The sequence below is a fragment of the Chitinimonas naiadis genome (assembly GCF_054780835.1).
Genome location: NZ_BAAGVO010000004.1, coordinates 83,656 through 108,864, shown reverse-complemented (window position 1 = coordinate 108,864; position 25,209 = coordinate 83,656). Strand labels below are relative to the sequence as shown.

General features: G+C 61.7%; 33 protein-coding genes. 4 read left to right on the top strand and 29 right to left on the bottom strand.

The window, feature by feature from the left end; all coding sequences use genetic code 11:
* Positions 1 to 8 precede the first annotated feature (8 nt).
* The 3 genes from ACYVHK_RS06475 to ACYVHK_RS06465 are packed head-to-tail and all read left to right on the top strand — an operon-like array spanning position 9 to position 2,133.
* On the top strand, positions 9 to 521 hold the full coding sequence (locus ACYVHK_RS06475) for a LexA family protein (RefSeq protein ID WP_460528829.1): 513 nt from the start codon (positions 9 to 11) through the stop codon (positions 519 to 521).
* Positions 476 to 1,852 (top strand): Y-family DNA polymerase, encoded by a 1,377-nt coding sequence (locus ACYVHK_RS06470; RefSeq protein ID WP_460534022.1) that lies wholly within the window; start codon positions 476 to 478, stop codon positions 1,850 to 1,852. Before ACYVHK_RS06475 ends, ACYVHK_RS06470 begins: the two co-directional genes overlap by 46 nt.
* A gap of 50 nt (positions 1,853 to 1,902) precedes the next feature.
* Positions 1,903 to 2,133, top strand: a complete 231-nt coding sequence (locus ACYVHK_RS06465; protein WP_460528827.1) for a hypothetical protein — start codon at positions 1,903 to 1,905, stop codon at positions 2,131 to 2,133.
* 3 nt (positions 2,134 to 2,136) lie between these two features.
* On the opposite strand, the gene ACYVHK_RS06460 is transcribed toward ACYVHK_RS06465, so the two are convergent.
* From ACYVHK_RS06460 to ACYVHK_RS06395, 14 genes are all read right to left on the bottom strand, one after another.
* Complete coding sequence (locus ACYVHK_RS06460) at positions 2,137 to 2,700, bottom strand: hypothetical protein (RefSeq protein ID WP_460528825.1); 564 nt, start codon at positions 2,698 to 2,700, stop codon at positions 2,137 to 2,139.
* A complete protein-coding gene (locus ACYVHK_RS06455) occupies positions 2,700 to 3,167 on the bottom strand; it encodes a lysozyme (protein WP_460528823.1) in 468 nt (155 codons plus the stop codon). Before ACYVHK_RS06455 ends, ACYVHK_RS06460 begins: the two co-directional genes overlap by 1 nt.
* Complete coding sequence (locus ACYVHK_RS06450; protein WP_460528821.1) at positions 3,167 to 3,409, bottom strand: hypothetical protein; 243 nt, start codon at positions 3,407 to 3,409, stop codon at positions 3,167 to 3,169. The genes ACYVHK_RS06455 and ACYVHK_RS06450 overlap by 1 nt, the downstream gene beginning before the upstream one ends.
* A gap of 79 nt (positions 3,410 to 3,488) precedes the next feature.
* On the bottom strand, positions 3,489 to 3,773 hold the full coding sequence (locus tag ACYVHK_RS06445; RefSeq protein ID WP_460528819.1) for a hypothetical protein: 285 nt from the start codon (positions 3,771 to 3,773) through the stop codon (positions 3,489 to 3,491).
* Between the two features lie 9 nt (positions 3,774 to 3,782).
* Positions 3,783 to 4,382, bottom strand: coding sequence for a DUF4376 domain-containing protein (locus ACYVHK_RS06440; protein WP_460528817.1), 600 nt, complete (start codon positions 4,380 to 4,382; stop codon positions 3,783 to 3,785).
* 9 nt (positions 4,383 to 4,391) lie between these two features.
* Entirely contained in the window at positions 4,392 to 5,327 is a 936-nt protein-coding gene (locus ACYVHK_RS06435) for a DUF7483 domain-containing protein (protein WP_460528815.1), read from the bottom strand.
* Between the two features lie 14 nt (positions 5,328 to 5,341).
* On the bottom strand, positions 5,342 to 6,481 hold the full coding sequence (locus tag ACYVHK_RS06430) for a hypothetical protein (protein WP_460528813.1): 1,140 nt from the start codon (positions 6,479 to 6,481) through the stop codon (positions 5,342 to 5,344).
* 20 nt (positions 6,482 to 6,501) lie between these two features.
* Positions 6,502 to 7,167, bottom strand: coding sequence for a hypothetical protein (locus tag ACYVHK_RS06425; RefSeq protein ID WP_460528812.1), 666 nt, complete (start codon positions 7,165 to 7,167; stop codon positions 6,502 to 6,504).
* A gap of 9 nt (positions 7,168 to 7,176) precedes the next feature.
* Positions 7,177 to 8,301 carry a baseplate J/gp47 family protein gene (locus ACYVHK_RS06420; protein WP_460528810.1) on the bottom strand — a complete coding sequence of 375 codons (1,125 nt, stop codon included), beginning with the start codon at positions 8,299 to 8,301 and terminating at the stop codon, positions 7,177 to 7,179.
* A 2-nt stretch (positions 8,302 to 8,303) separates the two neighbouring features.
* The gene (locus ACYVHK_RS06415; RefSeq protein WP_460528808.1) at positions 8,304 to 8,678 is read right to left on the bottom strand and encodes a hypothetical protein; all 375 of its coding nucleotides are present in this window, start codon (positions 8,676 to 8,678) and stop codon (positions 8,304 to 8,306) included.
* An 8-nt stretch (positions 8,679 to 8,686) separates the two neighbouring features.
* Positions 8,687 to 9,430 carry a phage baseplate assembly protein V gene (locus tag ACYVHK_RS06410; RefSeq protein WP_460528806.1) on the bottom strand — a complete coding sequence of 248 codons (744 nt, stop codon included), beginning with the start codon at positions 9,428 to 9,430 and terminating at the stop codon, positions 8,687 to 8,689.
* Positions 9,427 to 10,542 carry a phage late control D family protein gene (locus ACYVHK_RS06405; protein ID WP_460528804.1) on the bottom strand — a complete coding sequence of 372 codons (1,116 nt, stop codon included), beginning with the start codon at positions 10,540 to 10,542 and terminating at the stop codon, positions 9,427 to 9,429. Before ACYVHK_RS06405 ends, ACYVHK_RS06410 begins: the two co-directional genes overlap by 4 nt.
* Positions 10,543 to 10,549: 7 nt before the next feature.
* Positions 10,550 to 11,485: a hypothetical protein gene (locus tag ACYVHK_RS06400; RefSeq protein ID WP_460528802.1), complete on the bottom strand. Its 936-nt coding sequence runs from the start codon at positions 11,483 to 11,485 to the stop codon at positions 10,550 to 10,552.
* Positions 11,486 to 11,493: 8 nt separating this feature from the next.
* Positions 11,494 to 13,452: a hypothetical protein gene (locus tag ACYVHK_RS06395; RefSeq protein WP_460528800.1), complete on the bottom strand. Its 1,959-nt coding sequence runs from the start codon at positions 13,450 to 13,452 to the stop codon at positions 11,494 to 11,496.
* Here ACYVHK_RS06395 and ACYVHK_RS06390 point away from each other — a divergent pair.
* Positions 13,451 to 13,708, top strand: a complete 258-nt coding sequence (locus tag ACYVHK_RS06390) for a hypothetical protein (RefSeq protein WP_460528798.1) — start codon at positions 13,451 to 13,453, stop codon at positions 13,706 to 13,708. The genes ACYVHK_RS06395 and ACYVHK_RS06390 overlap by 2 nt on opposite strands.
* On the opposite strand, the gene ACYVHK_RS06385 is transcribed toward ACYVHK_RS06390, so the two are convergent.
* From ACYVHK_RS06385 to ACYVHK_RS06315, 15 genes are all read right to left on the bottom strand, one after another.
* Positions 13,705 to 14,193 (bottom strand): phage virion morphogenesis protein, encoded by a 489-nt coding sequence (locus ACYVHK_RS06385; RefSeq protein ID WP_460528796.1) that lies wholly within the window; start codon positions 14,191 to 14,193, stop codon positions 13,705 to 13,707. The genes ACYVHK_RS06390 and ACYVHK_RS06385 overlap by 4 nt on opposite strands.
* Before the next feature lie 169 nt (positions 14,194 to 14,362).
* Positions 14,363 to 14,749, bottom strand: coding sequence for a hypothetical protein (locus ACYVHK_RS06380; protein ID WP_460528794.1), 387 nt, complete (start codon positions 14,747 to 14,749; stop codon positions 14,363 to 14,365).
* 3 nt (positions 14,750 to 14,752) lie between these two features.
* Positions 14,753 to 15,181, bottom strand: a complete 429-nt coding sequence (locus tag ACYVHK_RS06375) for a hypothetical protein (protein WP_460528792.1) — start codon at positions 15,179 to 15,181, stop codon at positions 14,753 to 14,755.
* A gap of 64 nt (positions 15,182 to 15,245) precedes the next feature.
* The gene (locus tag ACYVHK_RS06370; RefSeq protein WP_460528790.1) at positions 15,246 to 16,778 is read right to left on the bottom strand and encodes a hypothetical protein; all 1,533 of its coding nucleotides are present in this window, start codon (positions 16,776 to 16,778) and stop codon (positions 15,246 to 15,248) included.
* Between the two features lie 66 nt (positions 16,779 to 16,844).
* On the bottom strand, positions 16,845 to 17,000 hold the full coding sequence (locus tag ACYVHK_RS06365) for a hypothetical protein (RefSeq protein WP_460528788.1): 156 nt from the start codon (positions 16,998 to 17,000) through the stop codon (positions 16,845 to 16,847).
* Between the two features lie 8 nt (positions 17,001 to 17,008).
* On the bottom strand, positions 17,009 to 17,842 hold the full coding sequence (locus ACYVHK_RS06360; protein ID WP_460528786.1) for a hypothetical protein: 834 nt from the start codon (positions 17,840 to 17,842) through the stop codon (positions 17,009 to 17,011).
* Positions 17,842 to 18,504: a hypothetical protein gene (locus ACYVHK_RS06355; RefSeq protein WP_460528784.1), complete on the bottom strand. Its 663-nt coding sequence runs from the start codon at positions 18,502 to 18,504 to the stop codon at positions 17,842 to 17,844. The genes ACYVHK_RS06360 and ACYVHK_RS06355 overlap by 1 nt, the downstream gene beginning before the upstream one ends.
* 1 nt (position 18,505) lies before the next feature.
* Positions 18,506 to 18,889, bottom strand: coding sequence for a hypothetical protein (locus ACYVHK_RS06350; protein WP_460528782.1), 384 nt, complete (start codon positions 18,887 to 18,889; stop codon positions 18,506 to 18,508).
* Positions 18,890 to 19,243, bottom strand: coding sequence for a hypothetical protein (locus ACYVHK_RS06345; protein ID WP_460528780.1), 354 nt, complete (start codon positions 19,241 to 19,243; stop codon positions 18,890 to 18,892).
* Between the two features lie 60 nt (positions 19,244 to 19,303).
* Positions 19,304 to 20,662, bottom strand: a complete 1,359-nt coding sequence (locus ACYVHK_RS06340; protein ID WP_460528778.1) for a hypothetical protein — start codon at positions 20,660 to 20,662, stop codon at positions 19,304 to 19,306.
* 81 nt (positions 20,663 to 20,743) lie between these two features.
* Positions 20,744 to 21,313 (bottom strand): phage scaffolding protein, encoded by a 570-nt coding sequence (locus ACYVHK_RS06335; protein WP_460528776.1) that lies wholly within the window; start codon positions 21,311 to 21,313, stop codon positions 20,744 to 20,746.
* A complete protein-coding gene (locus ACYVHK_RS06330) occupies positions 21,310 to 21,609 on the bottom strand; it encodes a hypothetical protein (RefSeq protein WP_460528774.1) in 300 nt (99 codons plus the stop codon). The genes ACYVHK_RS06335 and ACYVHK_RS06330 overlap by 4 nt, the downstream gene beginning before the upstream one ends.
* A gap of 42 nt (positions 21,610 to 21,651) precedes the next feature.
* Positions 21,652 to 23,124 (bottom strand): phage portal protein, encoded by a 1,473-nt coding sequence (locus ACYVHK_RS06325; protein ID WP_460528772.1) that lies wholly within the window; start codon positions 23,122 to 23,124, stop codon positions 21,652 to 21,654.
* Positions 23,125 to 23,127: 3 nt separating this feature from the next.
* Positions 23,128 to 24,411 carry a phage terminase large subunit family protein gene (locus ACYVHK_RS06320; RefSeq protein WP_460528770.1) on the bottom strand — a complete coding sequence of 428 codons (1,284 nt, stop codon included), beginning with the start codon at positions 24,409 to 24,411 and terminating at the stop codon, positions 23,128 to 23,130.
* Positions 24,401 to 24,958 carry an HGGxSTG domain-containing protein gene (locus ACYVHK_RS06315; RefSeq protein ID WP_460528768.1) on the bottom strand — a complete coding sequence of 186 codons (558 nt, stop codon included), beginning with the start codon at positions 24,956 to 24,958 and terminating at the stop codon, positions 24,401 to 24,403. The genes ACYVHK_RS06320 and ACYVHK_RS06315 overlap by 11 nt, the downstream gene beginning before the upstream one ends.
* Positions 24,959 to 25,209 lie beyond the last annotated feature (251 nt).

Here is a 25,209-nt window from a genome sequence, read left to right as displayed (position 1 = left end):
ATCCGGCCATGGACACGAACACCACCACCCCTCAAGCCTGGATCGAAAAGGCGTGGCGTGACGCTGCAAACGCGCCACCGCCGCCTGATCTGGGCATCGTTTCGCGCTTCGATGCCTCCGCCCCGCGGGTACGCCTGCCGTTCTATGGCTGCTCGATACCCGCTGGCTTTCCCAGCCCTGCAGATGATCACCTCCGGCAAGTCCTGAGCCTGGATGAGCACTGCATCCGGCGGCCGGCGGCTACATTTCTGGCCGAGGTCACCGGCGATTCCATGCGCGATGCCAACATCCATGCTGGCGACGTGGTCGTCATCGATCGATCCATAACGCCCAGCCACGGCAAGATCGTGGTTGCCGTCCTCGATGGTGGTCACACCATCAAGCGGTTGTGGATGAAGAATGGGCGGGTGTTCCTCGTACCATCAAACCGAGCCTTCCAGCCCATCGAAATCACAGAAGGGCAGGAACTGCAGATATGGGGGGTGGTCGCGTGGATCTTGCACAACGGCCAAGCCGCATAGCCCTGATCGACGGGAACAGCTTCTATGTCAGCTGCGAACGGGTATTCCAGCCCAAGCTTGAGGGGCTGCCTGTGGTCGTGCTGTCGAACAACGACGGCTGCGTCGTCGCGCGCAGCGCAGAGGCAAAGGCGGCCGGCGTGCCCATGGGCGCCCCCTGGCACCAGCTGAAGGACCTGGCAAAAAAGCATGGCGTCATCGGTTTCAGCAGCAACTACGCGCTATATGGGGATATGTCGCGGCGGATGATGGAAGTCATTGGCCAATTCAGCCCAGACCAAGAGATCTACAGCATCGATGAATCGTTTCTTGACCTGACGGCGTTCCAGCACCTGGATCTGGTCGACTATGGCCACCAGATTCGCCGGCGCGTTCGGCAGTGGGTCGGCATCCCGGTTTGTGTCGGTATCGGTCCAAACAAGACCCTGGCCAAGCTGGCAAATGCCATTGCGAAGAAGCGGCCGGGGTTTGAGGGGGTATGCGACCTGTGTGCGGTACCACCTGCCGAGGTGGATCAGATATTCAGCGAGATGGAAACCGGCGACGTGTGGGGCGTGGGCCGGAAGATAGCCAAGCGGCTGGCCGCCATGAACATCAATACCGTGGCCGACCTGAGAGCAGCTGATCCAGCGTCGATACGAAAGGCCTTCTCGATGGTGACCGAGCGGACGGTGCGGGAGCTGCGCGGGGAGCAATGCCAGGACCTGGAAGATATCGCCCCGGACAAGCAGCAGATCATGTGCTCGCGGTCGTTCGGCACGCTGCTGTGCGAGAAATGGTTGATCGAGGAGGCCGTGAGCAACTACGTCGCCAGGGCGGCAGAGAAGCTGCGGCGCCAGAAGTCGCTGACGGGGTGCTTGTACATCTTCCTGCACACCAACCGTTTCAGGGAGCAGGACCGGCAGTATTACGGCAGCCTTACCATCCCGCTATCCGACCACACGGACGATACGGCTGTGCTAACGCAGGCCGCGCTGCTGGGCCTCAAGCGGATCTTTCGAGAGGGTTTCCTGTTCATGAAGGCAGGGGTGATGCTCATGGATCTGGTACCGCAGAGCCAGCGCCAGGCTAACCTGTTCGAAGATACCGCCCACTTGGCCAAGCGCTCGAAGCTGATGGCTACGATTGACGCCATCAACGGGGAGTACGGCAGGGGATCGATCCGGCTGGCGTGCGCCGGGGTGAACGCGGCCTGGGAAATGCGGCAAAGCCGGAAGTCACCGAACTACACCACGAGCTGGGCTGAGTTGCTGAAGGTCGGTACGGTCGAGAAGGCCGGCGGGGTAAAATGGCAACGTTCACGCCCTTCAACCCTCCCGCTATTACCGAAATGACGACTCAGAAAATCAAGTGCGTAATCGACGCTGCCAGTGCTCTGCGTAGCATGACCTCGCTGCTGCCGGTCACCAACCTCATCAATGAAATCAACCATTGGTCAGCTGCGCGCGGGGAGCCTCGACTGGTCGGAGAGCCAGTGGTTGGAACAGAAACCGAGTTCGAAGCAGTCTTCACACTTGATATCGATCACAGTATGGATATCGATGAATTGGCGTTGTGGCTGCGACAGTACTCGGTCAGCACCTACGACGTGACAGAAGAAGAGGCTATGGCCTGATGTTTACCAGGCGTAGCCGACACTGAGCCACACCTCGGCCCGCTTTCCTGTGGGCTTGAGCACCATTCCCCCCAGCCGCACCGGCCCTACGTCCCGGGCAACCACGGCGCCATACCCGCCGCCAGGCTGATACGCCACCCCAGCAGACCATCGTCGGGGCTCAGGTGGCAGCGTTGCCGCCTCGATGGGGATATCCACAGCGTCCAGCACCTGGCCGTTGCTCGAACTGAAGACCATCCGCCGACCGCCGTCCTGCTGCCGCACCAGGCTGTAGTCGATGACCAGGGGTTCGCCCGCTGGCGCTTCGGGCTTGGCCTTCACGGTGACGTGGCCGCGCCGCTCCTCCTTCGATCCCTTGGGCAGCAGATGCGGCGGCGGCTCTGACTTTTCCTTCGGCAGCTCAGTGGCCGCCACCAGGGAGTCGTCGGCCTGGCGCTCGGCCGGGCGGGACTGCAACACCTCTTGCACGACCCCTGGCGAGGGGTACGCCATCTTCCAGATGGACAAGCCAGCGAAGCCGATAATGAAGCCGATCAGCAGCCACCACAGCGAAGATCCGCGTTCCATCATGCTTTCCCCTCACAGATAGCGCGCTCCTTGGCGCGACGAGTTACCAAGCCGGGCAGTTCCTTCCCGCCGGCGTAGACCCAGCGCGACAGCTCGGCACACGCGCCCGGCATATCCCCGGCGCGCGCCTTCTTGGCCATCGTGGAGCTACAGAACTTCGAGCCGCCGACGTTGAATACAAAATCGGTGAACGCGGCCCGGGGCGCCATCGGCAGACCAGGCACGCAGCGATCTACTTCGGCCAGCGCCTTGGCCAGGTCTTCATACAAGAGCGCTTTGCACTCGTCATGGGTGGCGACCCGACCGGCTACAACGTCCGGCCCTGTGTGGCCGTAGCAAAGGGTAGGAATGCCGATAGGGTCGACGTAGGTCTTCAGCACCTCACCCTCGGATTGCATCGTGAGCGAGGCGATAGACGTGATAACGGCAGCCGCAGCTGCCGTCAGTATCTTGTGTTTGAGTTCCATTATTTGTGCCCTGTTTTGACCTGCAACCAGACGGTGTAGACGGCGCCGAACAGCATGACAAAGGGGGTTACCCACTTCGCAGCGACACCCAGCCAGCCCAGCACCTTGAAACCGCCCCGCATTGCATCGAGGATTTCTTTCACCTGGGTTGTCGTGCCGTCGATCGCGTTGATCGATCCCTTGATTGCCGCGATCTCGTCCTCAATGTGTTTCTGCCACGGGTCTTTCTCTCGACGGTCCATTTCGTCGTCCCCATTGATTTGCATTCAACGCCCTTATGCGTGGTGGTGAGATTGGCCGCGATACAGGCGGCCATGGAAGTCAGACGCCGGCTGATTTGGCGCAGTGGTCCTTCTCGATGCGATCGAGCAACCGGCAGAGCAGGCACCCCCAGCGCCGACCCTGAAGCCGGGCACGGTTGGCCCTGCTGCTTATGGTTTCGTCTTCGCTACCGCCCGTTGCCGCGTTGGCGGTCTGGTCGAAGGCGATCGCCAGCCGCCACGCCCTGGGCGAGCCGGCCAGGATGGCGAAGAACATCCACGCGGAAGCAAAAACGCCTGCAACAAGGCAGGCGCACCAGATCAGGTAGAGGCTGATAGTTCTCATGAGCGCCCCTTACTGGCTCGCCGGCCAGCCGCTGGCGACCGTAAAGGCGGCAGCGTCGGCAACGGTCTTGAATGCCGTGATGGCGTCGCACTTGGCTTTCTCTGCCGAAAAGCAGGCCTGGACAAAGGCGCCTACGCTTTTGGCAATGGCTGTTACCTGTGCCTGGGTCAGCGACACCCACACACCCCCGTCAGCCTTCCAGCTCACCGTGGCGGCAGGATCGATATCGGCGTAGACCTTGGCGCATGCCAGCGTGGCTTGGCTTTCACGGTCGGTCTTGATGGTGGCGCCGTTTACCAGGATGCCGCCCGTTTCGAGGTTGAAACGGTACTCCGCCACTTTCTGCCGCAGCTGGGCCTGTATGTCGGCAAGGGGCGGGGTGCCGACCGACCATGTACGCAGTACGCTGACAGCCGTGATCACATCCGCATGGCCCGAGTAATACTGAAACGGCCCGAGGGGCGGCTTGGTCTCGATGACTGGTACGAAACCGAACTTGGCCCGATCGGACTCGGACAGGCCGGGGAAGCCGCTCACATTGGCGAAGGCGTCCGGGATCTGGACGAACTCTTGCGCGATGGCGCCGGCCTGAATGACCGCATAGGACATAGACGCTCCTTATCTAATTGCGTGGTAGTAGTAGGTAACGCCCGTGGCGTTGAAGGCTGCGGATGCAGAGACGAGCTGAAAGCCGGTGGCGTTGAGTGTCACGTTGTCCGCGCTGGTCTCCGCCGTGGCGGTGTCCATGGCAATCACGGCGTCATTGCCTGGCGAGGCGATGCCACGAGTCGTATCGACGACTTGCCAGGGGTTTGTGCCGCCCTGCAGCAGGATGAATCGGGGTTGCCAGCCAATATTGATCGTGGGGCCCGAAGCGCTGCCGTTGCCGACATAGCTACCGCTGAAGCTCTGGCCGGTCGGGCTGGTGTCATGCGCGAACAGGTAGGCGACGCAAGTACCGCCGCTCTGGTTGAGGTTCAACTGGCTGCCGACCGTGAAGGTGGTCGCGCTCGCCGCAAACGAACCTGCCGAGCTGGTCCAGGCGTCGATCACAAAGCCGTTGTAGGAGTTATTCCCCGCGTCCTTGTGATAGATGATCCAGTTCGGCCCGTTGGGTGAGCCTGTGCCCTTCAGAATCACCAGGCCGGGCGCAACCCCAAGGCTATGGTTGAACTGCTGGGAGGCACCGTTATTGCCGGCAAACGTCACCACGTCGAAACAGTTCGCCTGGCGCATGAACTGCCAAGCTACATACGACCCGCCGGCAGAGTTCATTTCAGCGGCGCCGGCCATGGAAAAGCCTGTCGCGGTCAGCGTGGTGCCGCCGGAAACGAACACCTGAGCAGTGGGCGAACTGGTGAGCAAGGCATTGCCAGCGCCGCGGGCCGAGTCAACGGCATAGGTGCCCGCAGCTGCATCACGCCGACGCGTGAGCACCAGGCCACCGGCGGCAAGGTTCAGGTTGCTGGTGATGGCCAGCGTTGCACCATTGCCGGTGTAGGTATTCGACGCATAGAAGGCAGCGCCCGCCGACTTGCCGGCGGCAACTCTCATTCGATCAGCCAGCATTACGCCCCCTTGCGGACTTGGAAGCCGTCCCAATTCACGCCATCCAGAGTGGTGAAGGTGTAGATATCGCGGGCGTTGGCTGCCGTGGACGAGGCGGGCGCGCTGCCACCCCATGACACGGTTCCCGGCCAGGTGATCGCGCGGCTACCGGTGGCGTCTTGCTTCACATGCAGGGTGAACGAGGTAGCCCGCCCAGCAGGCGCGCCGGTAAAGCTGAATGTCGTGTTCTGCGGCAGGGTGTAGGTGAAGTTGTTCGCCGCTGCTGTGTTGATCGCCTGACTGGCCGTCGCGTTGCCGCCCACCACGACCGATTCGGTGTAGCCGGCCAGGATGTTCGACAGGGTGTCGGCAGCGGTCAGCCCGGCAGACTGCCAGAAGGCTGGCGAACTCTCCGGAGCGTTGCCGATGGTGGCGGCCTGAGCCACATACACCCGGCCATTGCGCACCGCCACAGCGCCGCCCGGGTAGATCGACGACGCATTCCAGAGCGTGGTCGGTGGCACGACGAAGGGAGCCAGGCCATAAGGTGCAATGTTCGCTGCTGTGATCGAGGCGGCGCCGTTGGCGACGGTCACCACCCAGGCACCAACATAGCCCCCATCCGGTGCCGGGGTGGTTTGGGCACCGGTCACCGCAGCAACGCCGGCCTTGATCTGCACCACGGCTAGGCACTGGCGCACGGTGGCTTGTGCCACGCCGGTATTGTTCGGGCCGTTCCAGGCACTGGTCGGGTTGCTGGCGTTGTAATACGGCAGGGTGACGGGTAGCCCATCCACTTCCTGGAATGCCACCTCAACCAGATAGTTGATGCTCTGGCCGGCGGTAGCCGGTGCCGGGCAAGCCAGCTGCACCGCATCGGACAGAATGCCTTGCTTCATGACGTTGTGCCCGGTGTCCGAGGCCAGCGACGAGAAGGCGGTGGGGTCTACCTGCTGCAGGCTGTAAATCTCGCCGATCCCTACCGAGACGTTCATGGTGGCCGGCGCGGTGGGGCCGCAGGCGAAACCGTTGATCACGGTATTGGTGCTTCCGAACTCGGCAGCAGCCAGGCGCCCAAGGGCGATCATTGCGAAGCGGGTCTGGTTCAGTTGGTCGGTTTCGAGGGGGATTTGACCCGGATAGACCATAAAACGATTCATGGGGCGGTGTTCCTTGGTGGCTAGTTGCTGATACGGGTCCAAACGATGGTTCCGGCGGGCTTCACCGCGTCGATAGCGGCGTAGATATCGGAATCAGGAATCTGGGTGATGCTTTGCGCGATCGAGGCATAGGCGGCACGCGAAGGGCTGCTGTAACCCCCGGATGGGATGCCGTAGCCGGCAATCAGCGGGATACCGCTGCCGTATGGGCGATAGGCCACGACCAGGGCCTGATACGGCATCTGCAGCGAGCCGTAAGCCCCTGCGACGCCATAGCCCGAGTTCGGCACGCTGTACGCGCCGGTATCTGCCGGGCAGCGTGGCTCGTAGATCAGCGGCGGCCGCCCGGTAAGGTCTGTCAGGGTGCGAACAATGGCCGTTCGCGTCGCCTTGTCCCTGAACAGGTTGGAAATGATGCGGTTTCGGTAGCTGCTATCGGTCTGGTCCGGCTTTCGTATCAGACCATTGCCGAAGAAGTCCGCGGCGATGATGTCTAGATTCTCTTCGTTCGCCGTCTTAAGCCGGGCCTGTTGCCGGATGTAGTCCAGCAGGGAGTAGCAGAACGCCAGAGCGCTGGCCAAGCCGGTAAGCAGGGCCGTGACAATGGGGTTGGTATCGCCGAACCAGTTGGTGGGCAGCACAGCACGAAGCCGCGCCAGCATGTCTTGCTGGTCGCCAGTTGCCATAGAACCGCCTTAGTTGATGGTGATCGCGCCAGCGCGCAGAGATTGGACCGGGTTGGCCGCGATATCGGCCGTAGCGCCGTTGAGCAGCAGCGCGGAGACGTTGGCAACGCCTGGGCTGGCGTCGTAGGCGATCTGCACCAGCCGGGTGTAGGTCAGGCCCGCATTGATGCCCAAGCCGTTGATGTAGGCCGCGATAGCCGCCTGGATGGCAGCGGCAACGGTTGGCTTGCTGTATCCGGACAGCACCGTCAGGGTCAGCGAAACCGGTAGCGGTACCGCAATGGTGGAGTACACGTTGTAACTGACCGTGAAAGGCCTTACCGCCTCAACTGCACCGGTAATGGCAGCAATCAGCGTGCCGGAAGGGCTGCCGGTTCCGTCATCGACGACCACATAGAAATAGCCGAGCTGGGCGGCCCCGCCATAGGTCTGGTTTTCCACCAGCGTGTAAGTGATGCCGGCCTGCACCTGGGTGACGGCGAACCCGATCGCGCTCTTGGTGGCACGCGCCAGGCTGGCTACCCACTGCACGAAGCGGGCGCGCACTGCGATATCGCTTTCGGGGTTGGTACCGGTCACGAATGCCGATTGGTTCGTCACTGTGTCGATGCCGGGTATCACGCTGCCCAGGGTGTTGATCTGGTTCGCTACCACGTTGTAAATCGACCCTATGGCTACAGCCTGCACCAGCACCCCCACAGAACCGGTACCCGCCGGCACCAGATAGGCGCCCTGAGCGATGCTGTAAGCTGGGTTCGTCGAATCGGCCAGAACCAGATACTGCAGGCTGCCGTCTCCGGTCTGTACCAGCACGCCGACCGGGATGGTGGCCTGCGCGGTGGCGGTGAAGCGGGAAAAGGTGACGACACCCGAAGCGGCAGCGCCTGGCAGGCGGGAGAATCCATAGTCAGCCAGCCAGCTATCGAGGTCGGTGCCCGAGCTGGTAGACGCCCGGGTGATCGCCAGTACGCGCAGCAGCAGGGATTCCAGCCAGACCACTTGCGCGGCCATAGCCTCGACGACCGCCCGCAGTATCGACCCCAGGGACAGGTCGACGAGTTGCGACGCCGCGCCCTGGATGGCGGCCACCGTATTGCTGACGATGGTCGCGAAAGGCTTCGTATTGAGCGCCATATTTACCTGTTCACGTTGAAATTGAGCATGGCGGGCTGGCCGCTGGGCTTATCGGTGTAGCGGATTGAGACCTGAAGGCCGTTCGGGATCGCCACTACGCCCACGTCGGGCGGCGGTGTGGCGGCCACGGTTTCTTCGGCCTGCATTTGTGTCCGGATCTGTTCCTGTATCGCCGGAATGTCGGCCAACTGGCCTATCCAGAGGCCCAGGCCGGCGCCGTAGTCAGGGTGAAACGGGTAGTCGCCGGGGTTGGTCAGTAGCCGGCGCAGGATCCGCTGCTTGCCTCGGGCAATGCCGGTACAGGGCTGCAGATCACCGGTCACGCTGGCGCTGATATCGCTGCCCAGGTAGTGGTCGATATCGGTCAGGTTGGGCATGTGGTCTCCTAGCCTGGGATGCTGGAATTGGTTTGTACGTCGAACACGTAGTGGACATGGCCCTTCAGGCTGATCGAATCGGCCTTCACGTCGCCGCCGTTGACCTGGATCGATCCCGCGAAAGTAGAGGCTTGGCCGCTCGGGAGCGTGCCGGTTACCTGCATACCCGCCTGGCCGGTGATGGTCTTGGTCACCAGCAACGTCCCGTCAATCTTCACCGGGCCGGTGTGGTTCCACTGCGCCGCCGAGCTGGTGAGGTTCCCGCTGACTGACAGGCTGGCATTGCCACCGACCGAAACGCTTGCGTTCTGAGCGATCGAGGCTGTCAGATTCCGGCCAACGGTCGCCTGCAGGTCGCGGCTGGTCACTACCTGTACATCCCCGTTGTTCAGGAACTTGAGCAGCGAGCCAGACTTGTGAACCAGCCAGAACTCACCGGATGGGCAGGGCAGCGGCCGGCAGCTGTCGTTGAACCAGCGGGATGGCGTGTAGCCTGATTCAACGTCGTCTTCGAGAAATTCCACCTCGACGATGTCGCCGATCGAGGGTGGCGCGAACATGCCCCAGCCGTTACCCACCCAGCCGGAGTTAACCGGCAGCCACCCCGTTTCAACTTCTTCAGGCAGTAGCAGCACCTTGACCGCGTAATTGCCCGGGTCGTAGCTGGTCACCCTGCCGGCGCGAGAGGGCGTTGCATTGCCCAGCGCCTGGGCGTGTCCCTTCATCGCATTTACAAGGTCTTGCGCGCTCATGTGGCCTCGTTGGCTGGGTTGTGGTTTTTGGCCCGCACTTCCATCCGATAGCCCTCATCCAGCGACAAACGCCGGGTGACACTCTCGGGGAAATAGACCTGATCGAATTGGGAGCCGGTACCGGTCACCTTGATGACCTGGCGCGGGGTCAGCAGGTCGTCCCCCGGCAGCGAAGCGGTAAGCTTTACTTCGTGCTGTGTGATATCCCGGTGCATCTTCTGGGCGAGCTGCAGCAGCTGTTCCGGGGTCTTGTTCGGAACTGACCGGACGTACTGCTGTGCGCTGGGAGCTGACTTGCCCGGCCTCGCGCTGGTATCCCCCGGCTTGGGCCAAGAGACGGTGATCGGCTTCCCGGTGGCGAGGTTGTGGCTATGCAGCGTTACCTGCACCCCCTTGGCCAGCGTGAGATTGCGGCTGAAGCGCATATCGATCGCGTTCAGGGTGGGCGAGGCCCTGCTGTCGGTCGGCGCCTCCCACTCAAGCACATAGGGCTCGGTGCTTTCGGGTGGTTCAGGCTCGAAATGCAGTTCTTTGCCCGCGACGTAGACGTCGAAAAACTCATGACGGGCCAGGGTACTGAGCAATTCCCACTCGCTCTTCCGGTCGTGCTGCCGGACCTGATCAATCTTGTAATACTTCCCCGCCTTGCCTTTGGTCGCGGTCACTACCGGGGTAAGGCCGTGCCGCTTGGCGATCGCCGTGGCGATCTGGCTCGCCGTCTGGTTTACCCATTTTTCGGTCGTCTGGCTGTCGATCAGTACCGCCGTGTAATCCCGGCCGCAAAGCTCGACCACGCCCGCGACCGGATCAAACACCAGGTCATCCACCCGCCCGAGAATCAGGCTCTTCAGTTCGGCCGGGTTGAAGTCATCCGGATCCGCAGGGAAGCCGGCCAGTAGCTCGACGTCGATCTGAACCTGTGAAGCGAACCAGTCCGCGCCACGTTCCTTGGGCAGATTGCTGATTACAAACAGCACCCGGAACGTATCGGCCTCGGCAAAGGCGTTGTTGTCGACCTCTAAGCTGATCCAGCCCTCAATCCGCTGCCCATTCAGCAGAACGGCGCCACGTGGGCGCCGTCCTATTCCTTCGGTAGGTATGGTGTTGAGCATGTGGCCTTTACGTTTGGATGACCCCGCCGTTGGTGTCTGGCTGGGGCGGTACCGTGATCACCTTCGCGCCCGTCAGCACCGGATCGGTCAGGTTGTTGGCGCGTGCAATGCCTGTCCAGGCCATCGGGTCGCCGTACTTGTCGGCCGCGATCTTCATCAGATTGCCGCCGGCAGTAGCGACAGGCTCCCCGGCCGACGAAGACGAGCCCACGTTGTTTGCCATGCGGCCTGTCACCGCCTGCAACTGCAGTAGGGCCGGCAACTTGCTGTAGACGTTGGTCTGGTTGATGATTTTCCCGACCGCTTGCGCCGCCGGGTTGTTGGGGAACAAGCCGCCCACGGTGGCGATGTTGTTGGCCGTATTCGCTACCGAGGCAATCAGGGTGGTGACCTGGCCCCGTACCTCGTTCAGCGGCTGCAATACGCTCTGTATCTGAGCGGTTGTCGCCTTGGCGAAGTCGCTGACGGACGATATGGCCGCCTTCAGCGTGCCCAGCTTTCCGGTTATGCCGGGGTCGGCTACTTCCTCCGCAAGCTCCTCGGCCTCGTCCATGTCCTCGTCAATGGCCTGATTCACACTGGCGGCTTTCGCCGATGCTGCCGGCGGGAGCGGTAGCACGGTGATGCTGTACGGGATCTTGTAGAAGGTCTGGAAGCGATACGTGAAGGTCTGGACGATGACCTTCGCGCCGATCCTGCCGGCATCCAGCGCCACGACCTGGCCGGCCTCGCACATTGCCGCCAGCTGCTTGGCCCGGTCAAATGCGTCCTTGCCCAACAGCCAGCCGGTCCACTCAATGGGTTTGAGCTGCGTTCCCATGGCATCCACCACGCGACCGCCGCCGACCAGGTCATGGACGACCAGCTTTTGCTCGCGGGCAATAGCCAGCTCTTCCGGTATTTCCAGATCCGTGAAGGTGAACGCCCCGAGCTTGAATTTCATGTCTGGCTTCAATGTCCACCTCCGTAGCCGGCAGCCAGCAGGCCGCGGCTGGTATCAAAGCCGGTACCGCCGACAGGGCGGGAAGCCTCGCGGGCTTGGTATCGGCTGACGATATCGCCAATCTTGCGGCCGTCCAGATTGACCGTGGTTTGCACATTCAGCGGCCGCTCGGCAGGCCTCGGCGCTACTGTCGAACCGGCCACCAGGGTGGGGGTAGCCGCTCCAAGCGGAGACTGCAGGCCTGCGGACTGCGCCCGGGCGATAAGGCTCGTCGAATTCACGCGCTTGGGCTTGAAGTCAGAGCCCAATGCATCCATTCGGGCCTTATCGACGGCAGATAGCGACGCGAGGCGTGCTGCCGTTGTGGCATTGGGCCTCACGCCTACACCACCATCCTTGTACGAGTCGATTTCCTTCTGAGTCATCGGCCGGAAGGCATAGGCAGCAGCGGCCAGCGTACCCAGAGCGAGGACGGCAATACCGATCGGGCTGGCGAGGGCGCCAATCGCAGTGCCCAAGCCAGGCAATGCAGCCTTGCCGAGATCCGCAACCAATCCCACGGCGGCGGTCGCTCTTGTTGCTCCAATCAGGTTGATGGCAAGGCCGAGACCCCGCAGCCCGGCTACCGCGATGTTGATTGCGCCACCGATGGCCATTGCTCCCGAAAGGGCGATGAACCCGCCCACAAGCCATTTCGTGGCGGTGCGGTTGCGGTCTATCCATTCGGTGGCCGATTTCACCATCGGGATGAGGTGTTCCAGGCCTTTGACAGCGAGTGGCAGCACGGTTTGACCCAATGCCAGCATCAGGTTGTTGTACTTGGCATGCAGGTCGATTTCCTTGCCCGCCAGCGTGCCCTTGGCCCGGTTATGCAGCTGGTCGATACCGTCCGCATACTTGTTGGCAGCAGCCTGCTTACTGATGGTCTCGCGCTGCTGGTAGATACGACCCATCAGGGACGAACCCGTCCGGTTGCTGAGGATCAGCCCCAGCTCACGGATGATGTTCTCTTCGCCGGCGATGCCTTTTTTCTTGAAGGCGGGCAACAGTACCTTTTCCAGCAGGGCCAGTTCACCTTCTCGCTCGAGGATGTCCGAACCCACGAACGCGCCAGCCTTGGCCTTCTTGATCTGGCCCAGCTTGTTGAACTGGACCATGTCCTTATTCAGCAGGCCCAGGCGATACAGTTCCTGCTGCGCGGTCAGCGTCCCGCGGGCTTGCACCAGGTTCTGGTAGATGGACATGGCGCCGGTACCGTAGCGCTGGCCGCCGAATTCCTGAATCAGGGGCTCGGAGCCCAGATAGAACTTTTCGTTCTCGCGCCGGCTGAGCGCAACGCCACCGGTTTTCAGGGCAGACAGCAGCTGGCCGGCATCAACGCGGTTCCGGCTGCCGGTGATGACCTGCTGCACGAAGTTGGCCTGGGTCTGGAATTCCTTCTCGTTGGCGAGACCGCCCCGGAACTCGATCACCTTGAGCATATCCATGAACTTGCGTTCATTGGCGCCGCCACTTTCTGCACCGAATACCGCCTCGTTTGCGAACTTCATCTTGGACAGCAGGGGCGCGGCCATCTCGGCGTGGTGCAGATCCTTGAACACCGCCATGGCATCGGAGACCAGCGCCATGTTCTCGGTCGTGCTGGTGCCAATGGTTTTCATGGCGCGAGCGTAGAGCTCGGCCTGGCCGTCGATATGCGCACCGAAGCCCAGCGAATTGAACCGGGTCACCTCGTTTTGCATCTTCTTGGCCTCGTCGAGCGGGCCTTTCACTGCAGCCAGCCCGGCAACGCCGATGCCCAACATGATGGTGCCTTTGGCCGCTTGTGCCTGGATCGCGTGGATGCGCTTCTGCAAGGCGCTGGCGCTGGCCTCGGTCTTCAGAAAATCCTTTGACAGTGCCAGAAGGCCCATACTAGCCTGATTAACCAGGCTGATTTTTACCGCGACCTTGTAGGCTTCGAACATGGCACTTCCTTTGAAAACGCGCATTCATGAGTGGCTGGCTGACCGGATAAGCTGGGTTCAGTACCCAGGCATTCAGGTCGTGCCCGCGCGCCAGCGGCAGCCATCTACAAGGGGGCTGCGGTTTGCTCACAGCATGTCGCCATGGGCACGTATTGAGCTGCTGACGATTTCGCTATTCGCGCTTGTTGTGGGGCTGGTGGTACTGACAGTGCTCGGGGCAATTGCCTATGCGGTGCTGAGCGCCGCGTTCAGCTAGCTGGTGATGTTGTAACCAAGCAGCGGGTGTATCGGGTCACCCCCGACCAGGCCGGAAACAATGGCCTTCCCCAGCTTCTCCTCGATCCTGTCCTTGTTCTTGAACGCTGCCGGCCCAATGAATGGCCGGGGCGGTATGCGATCGGTCCCGAACTCCTGGGCCGCAGCGACTTCCGATTTCGACCCCACTACCGCTTCCAGGCCGTGAACCTCGCTCTGGATGGATTCCCGCAAGTCACCCTCGCGCAGCAATGGCGCGTCGGACGGGTAGCCGAGACGGGCTTTCTCCGCCTCGGTTGAGTCCGCCAGTTCCGACCAGGCAGGAAAGGGGCCGGCCGATTGCTGGTACTCGCCTATGGCTGCCTTGGCATCCTTCGCGATTTCAGCTGCGGCCGACTTCAGGGCATGGTGCGCAGCAAGGCCCATACGAACCTCGGCGCGCACCAGCTCAAGCGCCATTTCGCCCAGGCTCGCCAGCTCTTTCACGTTTCATCCTTCACATAGTCCATCTTCTGCCAGTCAAACCGGCTGCCTTCCATCTCGCTGAAGATGATCGCCCACGCCGCCCGGGTGACGTCGTCAACGGAAAACGCGACGTCAAAGGGAACGCCATGCTTTACCAGCCACAGCGCCTCTCGGATCGGGGTGGACGTGGCTAGTTTTTTAGTGCGGCCTTGTCTGCTTCGATGTTTGTCTTGCGGAAGTGCTCCTGCACCCCCTCATGGACCGCAGCGACGCCCTCGTCGCCGAGTCGAGAAATCAAGGCCTCAAGCTGGGCTTTGGTGATCGGCGCCGGTTCGTCCTCGCCGTTGATGGCCGAGATATACAACAGCGGCACAACCAGGTTCATATAGACAAGGTTCGACGCGGTATCGCCGAGCATTTCAATCTGGCGGAACTGCGCCAAGATGCCTGGCTTGCGCAGGGTGATGCTTCGGCCGTTGGCGTCCGGTACTGTGACTGACGCCATCGCCTTGGCGACCACCTGCTGGCTCGGGGGCGTAGCCTCATCCAGCATTTCCAGCTTCACGTTTTCGCTCATGGCTTACACCTTCTCTCGGCGGGCGGCTACAAAGCCCAATTTCTGTTTCACCGTCTTGTCACCCTCCCACTTTCCCTTATCGGTCAGCTTCAGCAGCACCTGCTTGTAGCGGTACTGGTTTACTGAGCCGTCAGGGTCGGTGATGGTCTCGGTGATAGTGCAGGGCTGCTCGTTGATGCCGGCGTAGTAGCTGGCTTCGAGCTGCGCGAAATAGTTGTCGATGACCGAATCCATCCGCTCAACCTCGAAACTGCCTTCCCAGCCATCAGGGAAACGGGCATGGCGGGTGACGCCGTCCAGTCCCTTCACCTTGATATCGCCATAGTTCGGCTTCGAATCGAAACCGGTGATCAGGCTCAGCCGCAACGGGCCGGAAGGGGTCGAGATATCAAGCGCAAGGTCGCGCCCGACCGAAAAACCATTGACTGGCATGGGGTATCTCCGGAAATGAAAAAACCCGCCACATGGGCGGGTTCTGGGTTGCTCTCAGTGACTATCAGGTGTTGGGCGATGCGCCTTGACGCAGGATCTGGACCGACTGACCACCCTCGACGTTGACCAGCAGCTTCTCGACGATGGCGAAATACTTCACCTTGCAGTCAATCTGCATGTAGCCAAGCGCCACGCGGCTATCGGGGTTGTTGGCCTTGTTGCTGACCACCGAATAGGCGGGGCCGCCGTTCGGGTCGCCGATCATGCCTTGCTGTTCCATGTTCCCGAAGAAGCTGGAAACCGTGGCGGCGGCCTCGCGGCGAGTGTCCGCGCTGTGCAAGCGACCGACGTACTGGCCCATACCGGCGTTCAGTGTGTAGGCGATGTAGTTGGTCATCCGGGTGTAGTTGTCGCCCTGGATTACCGCGTTCGAGCTGGTGTTGTGGCCGAACCGTGCCGAGAAGAAGTTGCCACCAGGTGAAGGATTGGCGATCAGGTCGATACCGGCCTGGCCTAGCGCCTGCAGCTCGGCGCCGCTGTAGGTCTGGTTGGCGGACGTCTTCTGAGTGCCCACGATGCCGTAGAGCGGCTTATTCAGGCTCGATTGCTCGGGCGAGAGGTTGGCCAGGCGGCCGGCAATGAAGCCTTGGGGCGAAATCAGACGAATGACGCCGTTCACCGTGTCCTGGAAGTAGACCCAATCGCCAAACAGCAGCTTGGCCGAATAGCTGTCGATACCAGCGGTCGCCTTGACGGTAGCGGCGTTGCTGATGGTGTCGCCAGCTGGGCCGGTCATCACCATGTAGGTGCCTTCGGACAAGCCGTAGGCCACCTGGGTGGTCCAGCTGGTGGAGTCGTCGCAATCGGCCAGTACGGCGATGGATGCGGTCGTATTCCGCAGCGCATACATACCCTTGCGCGGGATGGTGTCCTGGCCCAGCAGGACCGAGCTGGTAATGGTGGCCGCTCCATCGGTGCCGCTTGTCAGGGTGTAGCTGCTGGCAATTGGCGCAGCAACACCGGCGCCTGCAGAGGCAACAACGTACTGCGAAGGCCCACGCAAACCGTTCTGACCGTTGTTGATGGCTGCCGCGATGGCAACCCACAGCGCGTTCGCGGTACCGGCGATGTTGTCGAACACTTCCGGCGTCTGGCCGGGGAATGTCACGATCGCCTTCCAGGTGTTGGCGGCAGAGCCGGCGGCGATCTGGATCGTAATGGCGTTGCCCAGCGTGCCGGTGTACTTCGCCGTGACGGTCAGACAGGTAGTCTGGATGGAAATCGACGCGGCAATGTCCGTACCGTCGGTCACGCGCACGGCGCGGAAGTTGTTGGCCCCTTGCAGGACGGCGGCCGAGATAGCGGTGCCCAGGTCGTATTTACGGTTCTGGATGGCGCCGAACAGGCGGGCATAGTCGGCCATATTGCCCACGATGGTCGGGCTGTTCACCGGGCCCCATTGGGCGGTACCGACCATGCCCAGGACATTGGTGGGCAAGCCGTTCAGGTAGGCAACCTGTGGCGGCACGATCTGGACGTAAACGTCCGGGACGACCAACGCAGTGGTGTTGATCGCGCCAAGTTGAGAGACGGGCATAGTGGGCGGCTCCTGAGAATGAAAAAAGCCGCCCGAATGGGGCGGCCTGGATAACGCGGGGCTGGCTTACGCCTTCTTCGGCTTCGGCTCGGGCGCGGCAACCTTCACCACGCTGTCAGCCTGTTCGCCGGCCAGGATGGCGTCGATAGCCTGCTGGTCGGTGATGGTGTCACCCTTGGCGTACTCCCCGAATGCGTTCACTACTACGAGCTGGAAAGCCATGGATTACCTCATTGGTAGGTGGTGACCGGGACAGAACCGCCGACGCTCGGCGCCGCGGTGAGCTGCACCTGGGTAATGCTGGTTTGCGTCTGGATCTGGGTGACGTTGAAATCGACCACGTAGAACAGATCGCGCTTGTAGATCCGCTGCTTCTGCAACGAATCGCCTTGAACGTCGGATTGGTAATGCAACGTACCGCTGGTGCCATCAGGCAATGCAACACGCTTGATATCTGCCAGCGCGACATCGATCAGCGCCGCCAGCTTGTCGCGCACGTCGTAGCAGTTCCCCCAGGCCGTGACTTGGAAGCGCTGCGCAGTCCGGCGCAGATTACGAATGGCGGTTCCTTGACCGCCCAGCCGGGCTACAAGGCCACGGACAGAGGCGGGCAGGGTGAGCACAGCCCCGGCAGCGTTCGTGCCCGGTATGTCGGCTGCGATCAGCGCAGCCAGACTGGCGGCGATGCCGGCCAAGGTGTTGCCCTGCTGGATGCTGTACGGGTAGGGCTTGCCATTGGCGAACACCGAAACGATGTTGCCGGCAGTGATGGTGCCGCCGATGGTGACCGTCTGGCCCACCACGGTGGCGGTAATGGTGATCACCGGCTCGGTCTGGGTCTTCCAGTCCGAATCCAGCAAAGGCAGTTGCCTTGACTCTCGCGGCCACACGGTGGCATGTGCAATGCCGGCCTTCATGTCTGCATCCAGGGCTTCCGGCGGTGGCCACCCCGCATAGATCCGCACCGGGAAGGAAAGGGCGCAGGCCTGGCCGGTACCGTTCGGATAGCAGGCAGCGGCGATGGCGGCCACCAGGGCGTTACTGACGTCGGATTGATCAGCCATCAGGCATGTACCTCCGTACAGGTCAACCGCCAGCCGAGGTCCGATTGCTCGGCGCCGTGCAGCAGGTAGCGCCGGCCGAGGTCGTCGGTGGCGATATCGCCGGCATTCAGCGGCACAGCTACGCTTGGCGGCAGCAGGATCTGCCAGCCGACCTGCGAGGACGCACCGGGCAGGGCGCTGAGCGACTTTTCCCGCTGACCTTTCAGCAAGATGGAGCAGGGCCAAGCAGTGCCGCCGGCAGTTGACCCAATCACGTCGATATCGCCAGCGGTACCACATGGGCCACCGTACCCAACAGCACCGACACCGGTCGGCGCGGGCTGGCGGCTGACACGCACCTGGCGGTTGCACTCAACCACGATCACCGGCAACAGGAACTGCTTGCCCGCGATGAAGTAGGTGCCGTTACCGTTCACCAGGTAGTCACCCGGCTGGGTGGTTGCATCGTTGATCAGTGCAAACCAGGTGGGATCACCGTATTCGTTCGGCGCCTTGAAGCTGTACGAGGCGCTGGAATCCATCGCGGCTTTCAGCGTGCCGACCTTGTTGGACAGCGGGGCAGCGATCGAGGCAGGGCGATACAGGTCGAAATCAAGGCCGATATGCTGGGCTGATCTCGCATAGCCCGCGTAAATCTTGGCCTGTAGGGTCTGGCCGTCCATATCACACCACCAAACTGATGCCGCCACCGTTGGCCAGCTCTGGGCCCGGTGGAATGCCGAGGAACCCGCACAGTTTGCGGCGTACTGAAGCAAACAGTCTTTCTCGGTCTGCGTGCTCATGCGGGTTGTGAACCCAGACAGCAGCCTGTGCCGTGTCCAGGTTGCCACGTACCGCGAAAATGTCGGTTTCGAGTTGGCCCAGATTGGTCAGGTAGGTCGTTCGCACAACCGCCTCTTCTGCCGGCAGCAGGTTGGTCAGCTTGTATTCCATCGTGCCGTAGGCCGTGAAGAAGCGGTACCCCGACGCCGGCAAGGCCTGCGAGCCGAACGCACCATAGCCACAGAAGCGCCGGATATCGGTCTTTTCAGCGTCGGAGAAGGCCATTTAGAACGGCTCCAAGGGGGCGTTCACTTCCACCAGGTAGCGGACTTGATCGGGGTCTACGACTTGCTGGCCGGTGTACCAGTGGTGTTCGGTACCGGTATCTTCGTCCAGCACCCCGTAAGGCGCGGCCAGAGTGACCGATTCTGGGTAGTGCCACGGCGGTGGCGCCTCTTCGAACAGGTCTGGCGGCGGGCTGGGTTGGGGACCGTCATTGTCCTGCAACAGACCCGGCTGATCGGCTGGAGCCGGTGGCAGTGTGGCATCAGGGCCGGGTGCGGGTGCCGTAGCGACAATTGCAGCAGTGACAGCGGCAGTCAGGGCCGACGCACCGGCCTTCGTGCTTTGTTTGGTCATTGGTGTACTCCAGGGAGAAGTCAGGGAACAGCTGGCCCAGCCGAAGCTGGGCCACCAGCCTTAGCCTGCGTGTTCGATCACAACGGCGCGCTTCAGGTACTGAGCGCCGGCGGTCGGGATGATCTGCTGGTTCGCCGTGGCGTCGGTCGGGGCGACAAAGCCACCGATCCAGAACCACGACTGGCCAATGATCTGTTGCAGGCGGTCCAGCGGGCCGCGTGTGACCTGCACGACGCCATCAACCACGCTGATATCGGCGTTGTTGCCGACTGCCTCGGTAGCCTTCTGCGTCATGCCGGCGAAATCGCCTTCCACCAGCGCGCCCGGGGCACACAGGATAGGGCGACGCACCTTGACGTTGCCGAGGGTCGGGTGGGCCTGAACAATGGCCTCGGTGGTCGGGATGAAGTTCGCGCCCATCAGCTGGAAAACCTGGCCCTTGCGGGCTTCCGGGCTGCCGTACTGACCCTGATACATCAGCTTGAAGTCCTGATCGGCGAAGAGCTGACGCATCGACACGTTGTCGAGGAAGAGATTGAAAATCTCGTTCTGCATGCCGGTGTTGTTGCGCAGGGCAGCAATGGCATCTTCGATCGTGCCCAGCGTCAGCACGTCGGTGGCCGCCAGGCCGTTTAGGGACGAGGTGTTGGCATAGTTGGAGCCGCCGTAATACTTGCCGCCTGGACGGACCAGTACAGGGGCATTCGCATGCACCACAGCGTTGTTCGCGGTCGCGTCGGCAATCGACACGTTGGCCGAGAACGTCAGGGTGCCCGAGATACCGCCATTCAGGATGGCTGTGGAGACGTTTGAGCCGTCCACCGCGACGCTGTTCAGCGTGTAGGTATTCGAGCCCACAACGACGGTAGCGGGGTTGCTGGGACTGACGGCAACCATCTGGCCGTTCACCAGTACGAACTGGAAGCCGCGAACGTCGTCCACGGCCACGGTCAGCGCTGGAGCGCCCAAGGTGGTGCGAACGCGGGTCTGGCCGCCGAGGTAGGCGCTGAAAAGGGCATTGCGGGCCAGACGATCGAGGGACTGCTTGGCCTGCACGCCGTTGGTCTTGGCATTGGCCAGGAACTGGTTCGCGATACCTACCTGGCTGGTGACGATGTTCAGATCGATGGTGTCGGCGTACTGGTTGATGGTCAGCGTGTATTGCTCGACGGTGAACGGGGTAGGGGTCAGACCGTTGTCGAGGTTGGTATTGCCTGCCGGGTTCATCGGCTGGGTCACCGGTGCCTTAAGGCCGCGGCGGGTCTTGGTCACCGTTTCACCGACGTTGATCGAAACGGCGACGCGGTCGGCAACTGCGCGGTAACCGAGTGCCGAAGACAAGCCGTCTTGGAACTCTCGTTCCAGGAAGCCTTGTTGGATGATGGGCTGCAGTGCAGCCGGCATATTCTGGATGGGCATGAGGCCAACTCCTAGATGAAGAATGAGGTTCGTTCTTCGCCTGGGCGTCTGGCCCCGATGCGAGCAGGTAATGCAGTGTTACTACGCGATGAGTTTCGCTCTTTCAGCGGCGTATTCAGCCGGCGTCATATCCTTGGCGAGCTTCCGCTCGGGCGGGGTCTGGGTCGGCGGTGTTTCGGTGCTGCTGGAAGTGTTCGAGGCTCCGAACAGATACGGCTTTGCCTCTTTCAGACCGGTGAACAGTGCATCAGCACCGTCCAGCGTGCCGTCAGCGTTCAGCTTGACCTTGGACAGGTCGGCCAACTTCAGGCCGTCGAGATCCACCAGGCCGGCTTCCTTGGCTTTCACCTTCAGTTCGGCCATCAGGATGCGATCATTGGCCGTTTTCCCGGCAGTCTCGGTCGCTTCCTTGATTTTGGCTTCTGCATCAGCCGTGGCCTGTGTGGCCTTATCTTCAGCGGCCTTGGCACGGTTTTCTGCCTCCTGCAGCTTCAGCCGGTAACCCTTGTTCTCGGCCCGCAGCTCGCGGACATAGTCCAGGGAGAAGGTCGTGGGTTCCTTGTTCTCGCCGGTACCGCCCCCTTCCTCGCCAACGCTGAAGCGCATGAGGGCAACAGCGAACATGTAGCGCCACAAATTGCTGATCTTCATTGCACACCGCCTTCCTTGTTCAACGCGTCAACGGCCTGTTGCTGCTCGCGCAGTTCCTGGCCACCCAGACCGTCGCGCAAGGCGCTGTAGTGCTGATCCAGGTTGCTGTAGATGCCGACTGACAGCATTTCATTGGCTACGGCATGGTTCACGCCGTTGGAAGCCATCGAAATGACGCCGTCAGCGTCCTGGGTGATCACCAGCGCGCGCGGCACCTGCAGGGCGTGAGCGACGAAGTGCGGGATATTGCCGATATGAAGGTCAAGCTTCTTCGGCGGGGCTTCTTGGTCAGACATCGGTCTTCTCCGGGTCAATGAAAAAACCCGCCATCTGGCGGGTCAGTCTTCTGCTTCAGGGTTTGCCGTGGGCTCCTTCGGGAGCTGGGCATTGGGTGGCGGGGGAGACTTGGCAATCTCGCGTATCTCATCCGCCGGATCTGCAATGTCGTAGCTGGGTGCGATGGCCTTGACCGCTGTTGGCTGGCTCAGCAGGCCAGCAAGGCGCAGGGTATCCAGCGTGACCGCCTGGGTCTGCTTGTCGGTGCAGGTGGGCGCGTACCAGTCCGGCCAGCGCAAGCTCAGGTCTTCGTCGCTGAGCTTACCAAGGGGCTTGCCCTTCTTGTTCACCAGCTCGTACTTGTTCGAGGCCTGCGCGACCATATTCAGCAGGGATAGCAAGGCCCCCTCGCCGTAAGCAATGCGCAGCTTGTCGGCCAGCCAGATGAGAGCCTGATTCATCAGCTCCATGGCACGGCCAGACTGCGCCGCACTGAGCTTGTCCGCATTCGCCCGGTTGCCGCCAGCACCTTCCAGCGCCAGTTCACGCAGGCCGCGAACCCATTCCATGACGGCCGCAGCAGCATCGCCGCTGATTTCCAGCAGCTTGGCGTCGCCTTCGGTGCTGGTCACCACGGCATTGGCAGCGCCTCGCACCATCTGCACTTGCTCACCGAAAGCAGGTTCCTTGATATGCAAGGTGGGGTCGGACTGGTACTTGAGACCGCGCCCGCCCTGCGAGAGCAGGTAATCAGCCTCGATCTGGGTATCGATCGCCTCGCAAGGGAAGGTGCAAGCACCATCGGTATCGTCACCGCCAGGCAGGTTGCGCACCCAGACCATCGGGACAAAGCCAAACTTGTGGCTGGTGGTCCGTTTCGCGTCGATCTGTGGCGCTTTACCATCCTTGGCATCTTCCAGCGTCTGTGGCAGGTACCAGTTTTCGGCGGTTGCGTTCCAGGTGCGTTGAAACCAGAACTGCGCGGCCAGCTGGTCTTCCGGGATGCTGTACCCAGCCTGGCGCAGTACGTCGCCCTTGACCTTGTATCGCTCGGTGACCGAATCCAGCATATCCGGTGCGTCCGCCTGCCATTTCGGGGTCAGGAAGGCAGTAGGAATCACCGTGAAGAAGACACGGCCCTTCAGCACCCGCAGCAGTACCGCGATCGAGCCGACCGAGCCACGGGTGGCGGCATCGATCATCAGCGCATTCAGCTGCGTTTCCTTCACCAGATCGGTGAGGGTGTCGCGGGTCGTCTCGTCGGCGCATTCGACCGCCGGGAAATGGCCCTCGCTGAACAGCAGGGACACGGAATCATTGACCACCGTCGGGCAGAGCCGCGTCTTGGCCGAGGGCCGGCGTTTGGCAAGGGGTATGTATTCCCCGGCGCCGTTCTTCTCTTCCGAGAAGGGATGCTCCAGGCAGTCGTACTGCTTGCCTTCCAGCACCCGGGTCAGCGCCAGCAGGCGGAACGTGCGCGCCGGATAGTCGTTGTCCTTGGGGTAGGTTTCGCAAAGGGTACGGAAATCGGACATGGGTTATCGGCTCGAATGCGGCACATGCGCGCCGTGGGTTGCTACAGGTTTGACGACCGGCCAGCGGTTGGTGATGAAGTAGCCGCCGGCGTCGGTCGCGTGATCATGGCCAGTGTCCTTGTCCGGCTCGCCATTCTTGTCGTACGGCTGTTGCTCCAGACTCTCCGTGTACTCCGGGCATCGATCGGTATTCACCAGATAGCGCCGCTCGCCCTTGTCGTTCAGGATCATGGCGTTTACGGAGTTGACCCGGTCTTTCACACGCGGGTTGGTACTTCCCGCCCGGATCGTGAAGCCGGCTTGTTGCAGGATGGTCAGATCAGACGTGGACGCTGACTTGCTGCTGGTGTTTTGCCCGCTGGCATCGGGGTACACCGTCACAGAATGACCCTTCAGCAGATAGCGTTCCCTGATCAGGCGCGCCATCTCTGGCGTATCCCGGACCTTGGTAAGCTCACCCACTGCGCGCGGCAGGCCATCCCGCACCACGTGGGCAATCGCCGCCATCTTGTTGACGTTGAAGTCCATGCCGATGTGCAACGGCTCGCACGGAGCTTCTACGAGGTCCGTATGGTTCAACTGGCGCGAGAATTCGGGATACACACAACCGCTGGCCAGGTTGACGAACCTGCCTTCGAGATAGGCATTGATCAGTTGCGGCGGGTAGCTGGAACGGAGCGCTTCCACGTAGTCAGGCGGCAGAAACGGGTTGGTGTAGGTCGGTGCCTGCACCATCACGTAACCCGGCTTGGGATTCCTGCCCCAGGTCTTGTAAACGAACCGGAAGCCTTCAGGCGTGGTGTAAGCGGACACCCGGTTGAAAGGGTTTTCCAAGCCCCGCGGCCGCTGCCGGTTTCGCGCGATGATCTTTTGCCATGCGAGCATGGCGTGCTCTTCTTTGAGCGTGTCGATCTCATCCACATGGGCCCGGTACGACTCGTAACCGATGATGCGCGCCGGGTTATCCAGCGTCCGCATCACAAAGTCACCACAGCCGCCCGAGCTGGCGTAGATGATGTTTTCCTGCTTGTTGTACTTGTACCGGATGCCTAGATCCGAAAGCTTCTGCTCCATCCGTGGCGCCAAGATCAGGCGCACCAGGTCATACGTGGGCTCGTACAGGGCTATCAGGCCTGTAGTGGCCTCCAAAGCGTCGCGCAGGGCACAGTTCGCCAGCGTCTCGGTCTTGCCAGTACCGAACCCGCCCACAAAGGCCGGATATTTGTCGGTCAGCGACCAGAACCGAAACTGCGGTTCTGTCATGGTCATTTCGATTTCACGACCCATTGCCGACCACCCGGATAGCGATACTGGTTACAGGGCCACCGCCACCGTTCTTGCCGTTGATTTCCTGCAGTTCAGCCTGTTTCAGGCGAGCAGCAAGGCCAGCGTTTTCCAGCTCGGCCCGCGCCAGCTCGAGCTTACGAATCAGGTCTATCTGTTTGAGGATCAGATCCGAGTAGTTCGGGGCGGCGGCCTTTATCTCGGTCTCGTCGAACTCGCCGAACTTCGGATGCGCGCCGCGCTTTTTGACCACAGATACAGCACCGTCAATCAGCTCTTCAAGGTCCGTATTGCCGGACAGGCGCACGAACCGATGCAGCTTGACCTTAGCCAGGCGGATTTCGTCGTCCAGGCTGCCGACCGTGGCGCGCTGGTACAGCGGCAGCTCTTCGGGCAGCAGGGCGTCGGAGTAGAAACCGTGCTTCAGGTTGTTCAAGTTCCCCGCATGGGTCTTGGTGGCAGTGCCGCCGTGCATACGGCAGCGGCCGTTCTTCATGGCCTGCGCGGCGCATGGGTCCCCATTGCGGGTTTTGGCTCCGCAGTGGGCCATGTCGCACCTCTCTAGGTCACATGGGGGAGTGGTCAGGGCAGCGAATCGTAGCTACCGGTATGGATCGCCCCCCTTTCGTTGTCAAAAGGGCGGCGTGAATGGGTGAGCCGCTTACGCCGGCCAGTCGACAATCCCCTGGGTACTGCTTGAAGGAGTCCGGTTTTACCCGGCACTTCCCATGGATTGCAGCCTCGTTTCCCCACGGTAGGCGTCGGGTGATGATTGCAGCGCAAAAGCAAAAGGCCGGGTTT

What these genes read in the sequence shown, in the direction of transcription:
- ACYVHK_RS06475 (WP_460528829.1), top strand. Translation starts at nt 9, where the DNA reads ATGGACACGAACACCACCACCCCTCAAGCCTGGATCGAAAAGGCGTGG.
- ACYVHK_RS06345 (WP_460528780.1), bottom strand. Translation starts at nt 19,243, where the DNA reads ATGACCAAACAAAGCACGAAGGCCGGTGCGTCGGCCCTGACTGCCGCT.
- ACYVHK_RS06390 (WP_460528798.1), top strand. Translation starts at nt 13,451, where the DNA reads ATGGCACTTCCTTTGAAAACGCGCATTCATGAGTGGCTGGCTGACCGG.
- ACYVHK_RS06435 (WP_460528815.1), bottom strand. Translation starts at nt 5,327, where the DNA reads ATGAGAGTTGCCGCCGGCAAGTCGGCGGGCGCTGCCTTCTATGCGTCG.
- ACYVHK_RS06340 (WP_460528778.1), bottom strand. Translation starts at nt 20,662, where the DNA reads ATGCCCATCCAGAATATGCCGGCTGCACTGCAGCCCATCATCCAACAA.
- ACYVHK_RS06320 (WP_460528770.1), bottom strand. Translation starts at nt 24,411, where the DNA reads ATGGGTCGTGAAATCGAAATGACCATGACAGAACCGCAGTTTCGGTTC.
- ACYVHK_RS06465 (WP_460528827.1), top strand. Translation starts at nt 1,903, where the DNA reads ATGACCTCGCTGCTGCCGGTCACCAACCTCATCAATGAAATCAACCAT.
- ACYVHK_RS06335 (WP_460528776.1), bottom strand. Translation starts at nt 21,313, where the DNA reads ATGAAGATCAGCAATTTGTGGCGCTACATGTTCGCTGTTGCCCTCATG.
- ACYVHK_RS06360 (WP_460528786.1), bottom strand. Translation starts at nt 17,842, where the DNA reads ATGGCTGATCAATCCGACGTCAGTAACGCCCTGGTGGCCGCCATCGCC.
- ACYVHK_RS06405 (WP_460528804.1), bottom strand. Translation starts at nt 10,542, where the DNA reads ATGCTCAACACCATACCTACCGAAGGAATAGGACGGCGCCCACGTGGC.
- ACYVHK_RS06395 (WP_460528800.1), bottom strand. Translation starts at nt 13,452, where the DNA reads ATGTTCGAAGCCTACAAGGTCGCGGTAAAAATCAGCCTGGTTAATCAG.
- ACYVHK_RS06370 (WP_460528790.1), bottom strand. Translation starts at nt 16,778, where the DNA reads ATGCCCGTCTCTCAACTTGGCGCGATCAACACCACTGCGTTGGTCGTC.
- ACYVHK_RS06350 (WP_460528782.1), bottom strand. Translation starts at nt 18,889, where the DNA reads ATGGCCTTCTCCGACGCTGAAAAGACCGATATCCGGCGCTTCTGTGGC.
- ACYVHK_RS06365 (WP_460528788.1), bottom strand. Translation starts at nt 17,000, where the DNA reads ATGGCTTTCCAGCTCGTAGTAGTGAACGCATTCGGGGAGTACGCCAAG.
- ACYVHK_RS06375 (WP_460528792.1), bottom strand. Translation starts at nt 15,181, where the DNA reads ATGCCAGTCAATGGTTTTTCGGTCGGGCGCGACCTTGCGCTTGATATC.
- ACYVHK_RS06430 (WP_460528813.1), bottom strand. Translation starts at nt 6,481, where the DNA reads ATGAATCGTTTTATGGTCTATCCGGGTCAAATCCCCCTCGAAACCGAC.
- ACYVHK_RS06315 (WP_460528768.1), bottom strand. Translation starts at nt 24,958, where the DNA reads ATGGCCCACTGCGGAGCCAAAACCCGCAATGGGGACCCATGCGCCGCG.
- ACYVHK_RS06445 (WP_460528819.1), bottom strand. Translation starts at nt 3,773, where the DNA reads ATGAGAACTATCAGCCTCTACCTGATCTGGTGCGCCTGCCTTGTTGCA.
- ACYVHK_RS06470 (WP_460534022.1), top strand. Translation starts at nt 476, where the DNA reads ATGGGGGGTGGTCGCGTGGATCTTGCACAACGGCCAAGCCGCATAGCC.
- ACYVHK_RS06420 (WP_460528810.1), bottom strand. Translation starts at nt 8,301, where the DNA reads ATGGCGCTCAATACGAAGCCTTTCGCGACCATCGTCAGCAATACGGTG.
- ACYVHK_RS06400 (WP_460528802.1), bottom strand. Translation starts at nt 11,485, where the DNA reads ATGAAATTCAAGCTCGGGGCGTTCACCTTCACGGATCTGGAAATACCG.
- ACYVHK_RS06460 (WP_460528825.1), bottom strand. Translation starts at nt 2,700, where the DNA reads ATGGAACGCGGATCTTCGCTGTGGTGGCTGCTGATCGGCTTCATTATC.
- ACYVHK_RS06380 (WP_460528794.1), bottom strand. Translation starts at nt 14,749, where the DNA reads ATGAGCGAAAACGTGAAGCTGGAAATGCTGGATGAGGCTACGCCCCCG.
- ACYVHK_RS06330 (WP_460528774.1), bottom strand. Translation starts at nt 21,609, where the DNA reads ATGTCTGACCAAGAAGCCCCGCCGAAGAAGCTTGACCTTCATATCGGC.
- ACYVHK_RS06355 (WP_460528784.1), bottom strand. Translation starts at nt 18,504, where the DNA reads ATGGACGGCCAGACCCTACAGGCCAAGATTTACGCGGGCTATGCGAGA.
- ACYVHK_RS06425 (WP_460528812.1), bottom strand. Translation starts at nt 7,167, where the DNA reads ATGGCAACTGGCGACCAGCAAGACATGCTGGCGCGGCTTCGTGCTGTG.
- ACYVHK_RS06440 (WP_460528817.1), bottom strand. Translation starts at nt 4,382, where the DNA reads ATGTCCTATGCGGTCATTCAGGCCGGCGCCATCGCGCAAGAGTTCGTC.
- ACYVHK_RS06455 (WP_460528823.1), bottom strand. Translation starts at nt 3,167, where the DNA reads ATGGAACTCAAACACAAGATACTGACGGCAGCTGCGGCTGCCGTTATC.
- ACYVHK_RS06410 (WP_460528806.1), bottom strand. Translation starts at nt 9,430, where the DNA reads ATGAGCGCGCAAGACCTTGTAAATGCGATGAAGGGACACGCCCAGGCG.
- ACYVHK_RS06325 (WP_460528772.1), bottom strand. Translation starts at nt 23,124, where the DNA reads ATGTCCGATTTCCGTACCCTTTGCGAAACCTACCCCAAGGACAACGAC.
- ACYVHK_RS06415 (WP_460528808.1), bottom strand. Translation starts at nt 8,678, where the DNA reads ATGCCCAACCTGACCGATATCGACCACTACCTGGGCAGCGATATCAGC.
- ACYVHK_RS06450 (WP_460528821.1), bottom strand. Translation starts at nt 3,409, where the DNA reads ATGGACCGTCGAGAGAAAGACCCGTGGCAGAAACACATTGAGGACGAG.